At 69.7% G+C, this 9,582-nt stretch carries 9 protein-coding genes; 3 read left to right on the top strand and 6 right to left on the bottom strand.

Going from position 1 to position 9,582, the window contains the following annotated elements:
* From VFW04_02665 to trxA, 5 genes are all read right to left on the bottom strand, one after another.
* A partial coding sequence (locus tag VFW04_02665) for a hypothetical protein (GenBank protein ID HEX5178209.1) occupies positions 1-571 on the bottom strand: 571 nt, incomplete at its 3' end.
* Positions 555-4,028 (bottom strand): hypothetical protein, encoded by a 3,474-nt coding sequence (locus VFW04_02660; GenBank protein ID HEX5178208.1) that lies wholly within the window; start codon positions 4,026-4,028, stop codon positions 555-557. The genes VFW04_02660 and VFW04_02665, both read right to left, overlap by 17 nt.
* On the bottom strand, positions 4,025-4,729 hold the full coding sequence (locus tag VFW04_02655; GenBank protein HEX5178207.1) for a DUF4159 domain-containing protein: 705 nt from the start codon (positions 4,727-4,729) through the stop codon (positions 4,025-4,027). The genes VFW04_02660 and VFW04_02655 overlap by 4 nt, the downstream gene beginning before the upstream one ends.
* A 39-nt stretch (positions 4,730-4,768) precedes the next feature.
* Positions 4,769-5,602, bottom strand: a complete 834-nt coding sequence (gene rsmI / locus VFW04_02650) for a 16S rRNA (cytidine(1402)-2'-O)-methyltransferase (protein HEX5178206.1) — start codon at positions 5,600-5,602, stop codon at positions 4,769-4,771.
* A gap of 149 nt (positions 5,603-5,751) precedes the next feature.
* Positions 5,752-6,105, bottom strand: coding sequence for a thioredoxin (gene trxA, locus VFW04_02645; protein HEX5178205.1), 354 nt, complete (start codon positions 6,103-6,105; stop codon positions 5,752-5,754).
* A gap of 82 nt (positions 6,106-6,187) precedes the next feature.
* Between trxA and mce the strand changes: the two genes are divergently transcribed.
* Positions 6,188-6,607: a methylmalonyl-CoA epimerase gene (gene mce, locus VFW04_02640; GenBank protein ID HEX5178204.1), complete on the top strand. Its 420-nt coding sequence runs from the start codon at positions 6,188-6,190 to the stop codon at positions 6,605-6,607.
* A 37-nt stretch (positions 6,608-6,644) separates the two neighbouring features.
* Here mce and VFW04_02635 read toward each other — a convergent pair whose 3' ends face one another.
* A complete protein-coding gene (locus VFW04_02635; GenBank protein ID HEX5178203.1) occupies positions 6,645-7,091 on the bottom strand; it encodes a hypothetical protein in 447 nt (148 codons plus the stop codon).
* 46 nt (positions 7,092-7,137) lie between these two features.
* Between VFW04_02635 and VFW04_02630 the strand changes: the two genes are divergently transcribed.
* Together VFW04_02630 and VFW04_02625 are read left to right on the top strand one after the other, a co-directional pair.
* Complete coding sequence (locus VFW04_02630; GenBank protein HEX5178202.1) at positions 7,138-7,866, top strand: pyridoxine 5'-phosphate synthase; 729 nt, start codon at positions 7,138-7,140, stop codon at positions 7,864-7,866.
* Between the two features lie 59 nt (positions 7,867-7,925).
* Positions 7,926-9,560 carry an Hpt domain-containing protein gene (locus tag VFW04_02625; GenBank protein ID HEX5178201.1) on the top strand — a complete coding sequence of 545 codons (1,635 nt, stop codon included), beginning with the start codon at positions 7,926-7,928 and terminating at the stop codon, positions 9,558-9,560.
* Positions 9,561-9,582: the final 22 nt, after the last annotated feature.

Below are 9,582 nucleotides of genomic sequence, written 5' to 3'. Positions count from 1 at the left end.
CTCGCCACGCGCGCGCCGAAGGCTCCCACTTCCCCATCGCCGCATCGAGCTGCGCCACCTCGTACGAGAAGCCGCGGCCGCTGCCGGCCTCGGCTTGCGCCAGCTGCAGCACCGTGTCGGCCTGCGCGGTATACCCATCCTCGATGAGCATCCGGGCGTACTCCTGGTACGGCGCCGGATCGTGCGGCGCATCGTGCCGCCACTGATCGAACGCGCGCTGCATCCCCGCGTGATCCCCCAGCGATCGATACGTACGCAGTTGCGCCGCGCGCAGCGCCGTGAGCCGCGGCGCGCGCGCAATCGCCGAATCGAGGATGGGGAGCAGCGAGTCCGATCGGCCGAGCTGCGCGTACACGCGCTCGAGTCCCAGCATCGCCGGCAAGGAATTCGGCGTCTGGGCGAGCGCCTGACGGTACGCCACTGCCGCCGAATCGTACTGATCGCGCGTCTCGAGGTCCTGTCCGCGGAGATACGCCGAGCCCACCGAATCCGGGTTCTGGGCGCGCACCCGGCCCGACGTTAGGCAAAGCGCGGCGAGGACCAGCGCTGCCGCGCTACGGCTGATCCGCATTGATCCGCTTGAAGTACTCGAGCACGGCGCGGCGTTCGTCCGGCGTCAGGCCACGGAGCTCGTTCCAGGTGGGCTCGCGGAATTTCTCCACCGTACGGCCGCTCGACACCGTGCCGGTCGTGATCGCGGTATCGACGCGCGCCGTCTCCGCCTGCCGCTTGCCCTGATCCTCGCGCTCGTTCTGCTCCAGCGTTAGGCCAGCGTCCAGCAGGCGGTGGAACAGCTGCTGCTGGCGTTGGAGCAGCGACGGATCCACGCGGCCGCGATCCAGCTGATCCGCGATCTGCCGCATCTCCTTGGCCAGCTCCGCTGCGCGCTGCTCGCCATTGCCGGCGTTGTCGACGCCGTTCGCAATCTCGCGCTGCCGCGCGGCCAACGCCCGCGCCTGCGCCATCATCTGCGCCGACGGCTCGGCGCCGGGCATGGGCATGAGCCCGGCCGACTGCGAGTTGAGCGCGCCCTGCTGTTTCGCCGCATTGCGCATCGCCTCGATCATCTCCGCAAACCCGGACGCCGATGATCCATTCGCCGCGCGTGCCCGGTCCTGCACCATGCTCGCCGCGGCGCGATTCAGCGCGTCCGCGGCGTCATCCATGTCCGACGCCATCTCCTGACCGGCACGCGCGCCGTCGGCCGAGCTGCGCGTTGCCGCTTGCACACGCTGGCTCGCGTCCGCCATCGCGCCCTGCGACTGCGCGGACACGTGCGCAGACTGTCGCGCGGCCTGGTCGAGCCGCTGCTGGATGCGTTGCACGCCCTGCTGCACCGCGCTCTGGTCCGCGCGCAATCCATCGGTCTGTCCACTGCGCGCGCGGTCGGCGAGCTGCTGTTGATCGCGCGCCAGTTGCATCGTTTCCTGGATCGAGCGATCGAGCTCGGACGTGACCTCATTCTTCCACTCCTGAATCTGCTGCTCGCGCGCATCCGCGAGCTGCTGCTGCACGGCGTCCATCTGTTGGGCCGCCTGACCGGCAGCGCTCGATCGTTGGGCGCGCGAGCCGCCGGATTGCTGGCCCTGCTGCGACTGCTGGCCTGGTTGCCCCTGCTGTCCTTGTTGGGCTTGCTGTCGTTGTTGCCCCTGTTGTCCTTGCTGCCCCTGCTGGCTCTGTTGTCCTTGCTGCTTCGCGCCCGGCCGTTGTTGGGCTTGATCGCTCTGCTGCGATTGCGACCCCGAGTCGCCGCGCTCGGGCGCGGCGCGCGCGACGGACGACGCAGACGAATCGGCGCGCTGCGGTGCGCCTTGCAACTTCTGCGGTCCCGACTGGGCCGAGTCCTGCCGCAAGCGCTTCTGTAAATCGCTGAGGTTCTGCGCCAGATCGCGCGAACGCTGGCTCAATTGCTGCGCCGTACGCGAGGCGGACGAGTCGCCGCGCGCGCCGCTCTGCTCGAGCGAATCGGCGAGCTGATGCTCGCCCTTCGCGATGTCGCGCGCCTCGTCGTGCAGCGTCTGCATCGAGCCTTCGAGCGCGGCGCGCTTGAGCATTTCCGCGCTTCGCTCGAGTTGTTCGCGCAGCTTCTGTTGGGCCTGGGCCAGGTTCTGCATGGCGCGCCGCGCCTGATCGGGCGACAGCTGCTGCGTCGCCTTGAGCACGTCGTCGAGCTGCTTCTGCAACTCGGGCGTGAGCGCGTCGCGCAGCATCTGTTGCGCGTCGTGCAGTTGCTGCGTGAGGGCGCTGTCCACCACGCCCGCGGCGCGGAGCTGCTGCTCGAGCTGTTGCGCGGTCTGTTGGGCCTGGCGGACGCGATCGGCGAGCTGCTGCTGCTCGCGGGCCAGCGCCTTCGCCTGCTCGGCGCTCTCGTACGACATGGCGCGCGGCGTCTGCGCGTCCCCGGCCGCGGAGGTTGCGTTAGGCTGTGACGACCCGGTGGATGGCGCCCGGTCGGCGCGCGACCGTGCCGCTTCGTCGGTCCGTTGGGCGAGGTCGCGCTCGTTGCGCGCGGCGGACGCCACTTCCGACGCGGTCGAATCCGCCAACGCGCGGGCGCGCTCCCGCTGCTCGGTGAGCGTCGGGACGCGCAGCACGATCTCGCGGCTGACGGTGGTCTGCCGCCACGGCGAGTTGTCGGTGGCGGCGGCGATGACGGACAGTGCGTCGCCGGGCCCGAGCTGCCGCGGCGCGAGATCGAGCGGCACGACGCCGGTCCACGCGGTCGCGTTAGGCGACGCGAGCTCCTGCGCCACCTGGGGCATCGACGTGCCGTCGGCCATGCGCCGCGTGGTGCGCAGCGTGATGTCGGCGAGCCCGTGGTCGTCCCCGGCCGTGAGCCGCAGCGCGACCTGCGCATCGGCGAGCACGATCGTGTCGCGCGCCGGCGCGACGATGTCGATGCGCGGCGCGGAATCGGCGACCACCTCGAGGTCCAGCGGCTGCGGCACGTCGGCGATGGCGCCGCGCTCGCCGGCGGCCGCCCAGGTCCAGTGGCCGCTCTCGTGCGCGACGAGGCGTCCGGCGAACGCGTGGCCATCCGGCCGCAGGCGCACCGTGTCCTTCTCGCGGGCGAGCGCGATCGCGTCGAGCATCGTGGATGCGCGTCCGCTGATCGCGAGCACGGTGCCGCGCGGCACACGGGCCGGCTCGCCGGTCGGGATGGTCTCGGTGGCGCGGCCGAGGTACGACGGGTAGATGGCGCGGATCGCGACGTCGCCGACGAATGGCCGGTCGGTGACGTGGACGACGAGCGTGTCGGTGCGGACGCGGCCGTCGGTGGCGACGATCGCGAGGTCGGCATCGAGCGGGCCTAACTCGGTGGCGGCCTCGCCGCCCGTGACGGGCAGGTCGAGCGTGCGCCAGGCGGAGCCGGTGGTGCGGACGTGGAGCTCGATGGCGACGCGGTCCTGCGCGCGGATGCGGAGCGGCATCTTGTCGCCGCGCATGATCTCGTGTGCGGCGTCCTCGATGACTAACGGAGGCAGGATGGTGCCGCGGAAGGCGCCGATGGGGTGGCGGATGGCGCGCCATCCGTCGGGCGCGGCGCCTCGCGCCGCGCCCAACACGGCCAGGCCGGCGACGGCGGCGAGGAGGGCGATCGCGCCACGGCGCAGCGCGGTGCGCTGCGCCGCGGGCGCGAGCGCCCCGCGGACACTGGCGAGGCGCGACCCCAGCGCCTCGGCCGCATGGCGGCCGAGGGCGCCGGCGTCGCGCACCTCGAGGGCCGCGCGCACCGACCCGCGCCGGAGCGAGCGCTCGCGCTCGATCGCCCGGGCGACGGCGTGCGACGACGCCGCGGCCCGCACCGCGCCGCGGGCCCACCAGCACGCGATGAGCGCCGCCACCACCGCCACGCCCCACGACGCCAGCGGCGCGCCCGGCCGCGTGATCCACCGCGCGCTGCCTAACGCAAGCGTGCTGGCCGCCAGCAGTACCGCCGCCGCCGCCACGCCAACGGCCACCCCCCGCGCCAGGATCGCGATGCCTAACCGCGACCGCTCGCGCCGCACCAGCCCCGTGACCGTCACGACACCGGCCGGCTGGTGACCGCGTACACGAACAGATTCACTCCCATGCGCAGCGCCGCTTCGTGCTTCGCCGGAGGATCGTGGTACACCGTCGTGTCCTCCCAGCCGTTCCCCAGATCGCACTGATAATCGTAGAACACCGCCAGCCGGTCGCCCAGGAAAATGCCCAACCCTTCCGCCGGCTTGCCGTCGTGCACGTGGATCTTGGGCAGCCCGCGCGGAAAATCGTACACGATGTGATAGATCGGATGCGACAACGGCACGTCGACCAGCGGCCGGTCGGGAAACACGCGCTTGATCTCCCGGCGGAAGCTCGCGTCCATGCCGTAGTTGTCGCTGAAGTGGATGAAGCCGCCGCGCTCCAGATACTCGCGCAGCCGCGCCACTTCGGCGTCGCTGAAATGAATGTTGCCGTGGCCGGTCACGTGGATGAACGGATAGTCCCACAACCGGTCATCCATCAGCGTGATGCGCGCTTCGGTGCGCTCGACCTTGAGCGACGTCCGCGTCCCGATCGCCTCGAGCAAGTTAGGCAGGCTCGACGGATTGGCGTACCAATCGCCGCCGCCGTCGTACTGCAGCCGCGCAATGGTCATGCGCAGGCCGTCCTCGGCGGCGGAAGACGCCGGCGCGGGGCGCGCCGCGCGCCCCGCGCCTAACGAGACGAGACCGGCACACAGGATGAAGGCAATGCGTCGCATCGGCATGCACCACTCACGGCAACTGGTCAGACGCGCGCGCTACTCCGGCTCGTGCGCCAGCCGGTACGCCGCGTTGCGGGCAAGCCCGTGCTCTTCCACCAAGGCACGCGCCACATCACGGGCGCTCGCCCCGCCCTCTCGCAACACGCGCGCCCGCTCGCGCGCCGCGCCCTCATCGGGTGACGACGGAGCACGCCCCGCGAGCACGATCACCACTTCGCCCCGGGGCGGCGCATCCGCGTAGTACCGCGCCAGCTCCGCTACCGTTCCCCGGCGCGTCTCCTCGAACTGCTTCGTCAGCTCCCGCGCCACCGCCGCCTCCCGCTCCCCCGCGCCATGACGCTCGAGCTCGGCCAATGTGTCGGCGACCCGCCCCGGCGCTTCGTACACCACGGCCGTGTGCGTCAACGAAGCAATGGCCTCGAGCGCGTCCGTGCGCTCATGCCCCTTTCGCGGAAGAAATCCAAAAAACGTGAAGCGATCGACACCCAATCCCGACGCGACCAGCGCCGCCAACAGCGCCGACGCGCCGGGCACCGGCACCACGTCGATGCCCGCGTCGATCGCCGCTCTCACCAACCGCGCACCCGGATCGGAAAGCAGCGGCGTACCAGCGTCGCTGATCAACGCGAACGACTCGCCGCCCGCGAGCCGGTCGAGAATGCGCGGCGTTTCTCGCGCCTCGTTGTGTTCGTGATACGACGCGAGCGATGTCTGGATCTCGTAGTGGTCCAGGAGGTGACGCGAGTGCCGGGTGTCCTCCGCCAGCACCGACGCGACCGATCGCAACACGTCCACCGCGCGCGCCGAAAAATCGCCGAGGTTCCCGATCGGCGTGCTCACCACGTACAGGCGTCCCGCAGACGACGTCACGACGATCGGGTGGCTGCTCGGAGAGTTGGTCCTGCGCCGGCCGCACGAACCAGCGCATGGTCATTTCAGTCTAAGCGCTGCGCAAACAAAAAGCCCGGTCCTGGAGGATTTCCAAGACCGGGCTCTCATGTCTGACTGCCGTTACGCGTTCAGCCCTGCTTCAGGGACGCGGTCTCCGACACGGCGTACTTCTGGAATTTCTCCGAGAGCCGCGCCTTCGGCACCGCACCGATGACGGTGTCCACCAACTTGCCGTTCTTGAAGAAGAGAATCGTCGGGATCGACCGGACGTTGAAGCGCATTGCCGTTTTCTGATTCGCGTCGACATCCAGCTTCGCGACCTTCGCCTTGCCCACGTACTCGACGGCTAGCTGATCGAGCATCGGAGCGATCGCGCGGCACGGGCCGCACCACGTCGCCCAGAAGTCGACGACCGCCAAGCCCTCGTGCTTCTCTATCTCGTCCTCGAACGTGGTATCCGTTACCGCCAATGCATTCGACATGCTGCCCTTGCCTCCGCCGTGTATTTTCGCCCGTCGCGAATCTACTGTGTAGTTTATCGTTGTGCACCCGCACCAACCACCGATGCCGTCTCCGACACCAGCTCACGCAGACCGAACGCGCATTGCTCACATTGGCATTGCCGTGAGCGCGCTCGATCAGATCCTTCCGTTCTATCGCGACATCCTCGGACTCGAGGAAGTCCCGCTCGATGACGCCGACGGCGCACGCATCGCCGGACTATCCGCCGGCGACTCTCTCGTCGAGCTGCTCGAAGCCGCCCGAAAAGATTCACCGATCGCCACGTTCGTGGCGCGCCGCGGACCCGGCATCCATCATATTTGCTTTGCCGTGCCGGACCTCGACGCTACGCTCGACCGCTGTCGAACGGCGGGGGTCCGGCTCATCGACGAAACGCCCCGCATCGGCGCCGAGGGGAAGAGAATTGCTTTCCTCCACCCCAGCGCGACTGGAGGCGTCCTTATCGAACTGACCGAATATTAAACGGGTGAACGGGCGGCAGCGTTCCCACCCGCAGCCATCACGAGGCGGCGCAGAGATCCTTGAGCGGCTGCAGCTCGACGTCCTGGATGAACCAGCGATCGCCACGTCCCTTCACGGCGGTGAACTTGGACTCGCGAGCCAGTCGGCCTTTCGTGAGCGTCACCGACAGCACGCGCGAGCCTTTCTCGCCGGAGACCTCGCTCATTACGGCGTACGAATCGTGTGTGACGTAGCACTCCATGATCAGCTCGCGCTTTTCGAGCTGTGAGTGATCCACGACGTCGCGCGCCGGTCCATCGTTGGTGCCCCAGATGAGCGCCATCGCCTTGAGATCCTGCGCGTGGGCGGCGGCAAGAAATTGCTGGACGGCCTGGCGGGGAGAATCCGCGCCGACGACGTTGGTCGAGACGCCGGTCGACGGCTGCTGTTGCGCGGCGCTGCTGCACGCCACGAGGAAAACGAGGACTGCTGCCAAGCGCTTCACGATGTGACTCCGAGTGAAAGTGGTGCGAACCAACGCCAACTAGTCAATGCGAGCGAATCATCAGCGGCTCTACATCAACGTCGACCACGTGGCGACGCTCCGGCAGGCACGCAAAACCGATGAACCGGATCCGATTGCGGCTGCCTTACTGTGCGAGGACGCGGGCGCAGAAGGAATCACGGCGCACCTTCGCGAGGACCGTCGCCACATCCATGACGACGACATCCGCGGTCTCGCCACAAACATCCGAACCGTCCTCAACCTCGAGATGGCACTCACCGACGAGATGCTCGGCGTCGCGACCGCGCTGCGGCCGTACCAGGTGACCCTCGTTCCCGAACGGCGACAGGAGGTGACCACCGAGGGCGGCCTCAATGTCGACCAGGATCCCAAGCGGCTGGCAGACGGCATTCTCAGACTGAAACGCGCCGGGCTGCGAACGAGTCTCTTCATCGATCCTGACCTGAACGCGGTAAAGCGCTCACACGAGTTGGGGGTGGACGCGATCGAGTTGCACACCGGCGCCTATGCGTTGGGCGGCGGCGAACAAGCGCTCGACGCCTTGAGACGTGCTTCGACCCGCGGCGCCGAGTTGGGTCTGGCCGTTCACGCCGGACATGGGTTGACGGTGCGGAATGTCGGTCCAGTCGCGGCGATCCCGGAGATAGAAGAACTGAACATCGGTCACTCGATCGTCAGTCGCGCGATCTTCGTCGGGATGGCGGAGTCGGTACGCGAGATGCGTTCGGCCATGCAAGCCGCGCGGTCGCGTTGACCTAAGTGCTCGATCGTCCCTAACTTGCTGCCCCCGGCATCTTCGCGATTGGAGCCTGCATGAGCTCGTCGGTTCGCGTCCTGGATTTCTTCGTCGTCGAAGCCACGGAGTACATCGATCAGATGGACGCGCTCGTCGGCGCTGCGCGCCCGGGGAGCGCGTCGCCGGATGTCGATGCGCTCGCGGCGGCGGCACATCGGCTTCGGGGCAGCGCGACCATGGCGCGCCAAACGGCGATCGCGGCGGTCGCGGCGGGGGTCGAACGGGTGGCGCGCGCACTGCGCGAGCGGCGGTTGGTCTGGGACGCGGCATCGAGCGCGGCGCTGGTGGCGGCGGTGGACGACCTGCGATTGCTGGTGCGGGGCGTGCGCAGCTGGAGCTCGCTCGAAGAGCAGCGGGCCCGCGCGCGCGGCGAGGAGCTGGCGCGGTTTGCGCCGCCGGGCGCAACGCCGCAGACGGCCGGCCGGACCGTTGCCTCGCGCAGCAACTTCCTCGGCGCCGAAACGCTCGAGTTGGCGCGTGCGCTCGATGCGCTCGGACCTGGGGCGAGTCCCGCGGTGATCGGGTCCGCAACGGAGCGAGTGCGTGCGCTGCGCGGCGTGGCCGACGTGCGGGACATGCCGCCATTGCCCGAAGTCATGGAGGCACTCGAGAACACGCTCAAGTCGATGGAGATTGCGGGCGCAGCGCGTTCATGCGGACCGAAAGAAGCCGCGTTGTTCGCCGCGGCGGCCGCCGTGCTGCGACGCGTGTCGCGCGATATCGCGGCGACCGGCCGGCCGGCGACGAGCATGGGTGAGATGGTGGCGTTCGAGTCGGCGCTGTCGGCGGTGGCGGACGAGAGCGGGCGCGCCGACCGGATCATCCCGATTGCCGAGCTCTTTCCCGGCGACGGCAGCTCGGGAGTGGTATCGGCGGCGACGCATCCGCCGACGACGCCGGCCGAGCGGTTCCGCCTCGAGGTGGTGAGTCTGGCCGAGCATCTGCGCGGGGTGGTGGCCGAGGCGCGCTCGCACGGCGGCGGCGACCAGCGGGACCGGCTGTCGCGCGATGTGCGCAACGCGGTTCGTGCGTTAGGCGCGACGGCGAACAGTTTTGGCGAAAAGCTGGTGGCCCGCTTCGCCGCCGAGTGGAGCACGCGGGCGTCGGCGCTGGAAGCGAGCGCGCTGGCGGCCGTGGACGCGGCGGCGGCGTTGTTCACCAACCCCGACCTGAGCGCGGCCGACATCGCCCGGGGGCTGGAGCGGTTAGGCAGCGGCGCCTCGCCGGTGCGGCCCACGCCCCTGGCATCGCCGGCGCAGCCGGCGCCGCCGCGGCCCCGACCGCCGGCCGCAGGCCCGGCGCCAGCCCCGGCTCCCGCCGCTCCGGCGCCCGCGGGCGCCATGCCTAACGCGGCGGCGCCGACGGCCGGTGCGGCGCGCGGCCGCGTCCGCACGCCGACGGGACCGGCGCTGCGCGCCCTGCTGCAGGACGGCCTGACGGGCCTGAGCACGCTCGAGACCACGCCGTTGAGCCAGCCCGCCGAGCTCCCCGACGCAGACGTGGTGCCGATCGAGTCCCTGCTCTACCGCGGACGCAGCGCGCTGGCGCGGGCGGCCGAGCTGCGGGAAGAGATTCGCAACCAGGGTGACGCGCCACCGCGCGACATCGTGCAGGAGTTGTTCGATCTGATCGACCTCGCGCTGGTCGAGTAGCAGGCGTGCTCGAGGATCACTG

The sequence above is a fragment of the Gemmatimonadaceae bacterium genome (genome assembly GCA_036273715.1).
Lineage (GTDB): Bacteria > Gemmatimonadota > Gemmatimonadetes > Gemmatimonadales > Gemmatimonadaceae > JADGGM01.
The sequence above is the reverse complement of the archived record's forward strand: the minus strand, read 5'-3'. Positions and strand labels throughout refer to the sequence as shown.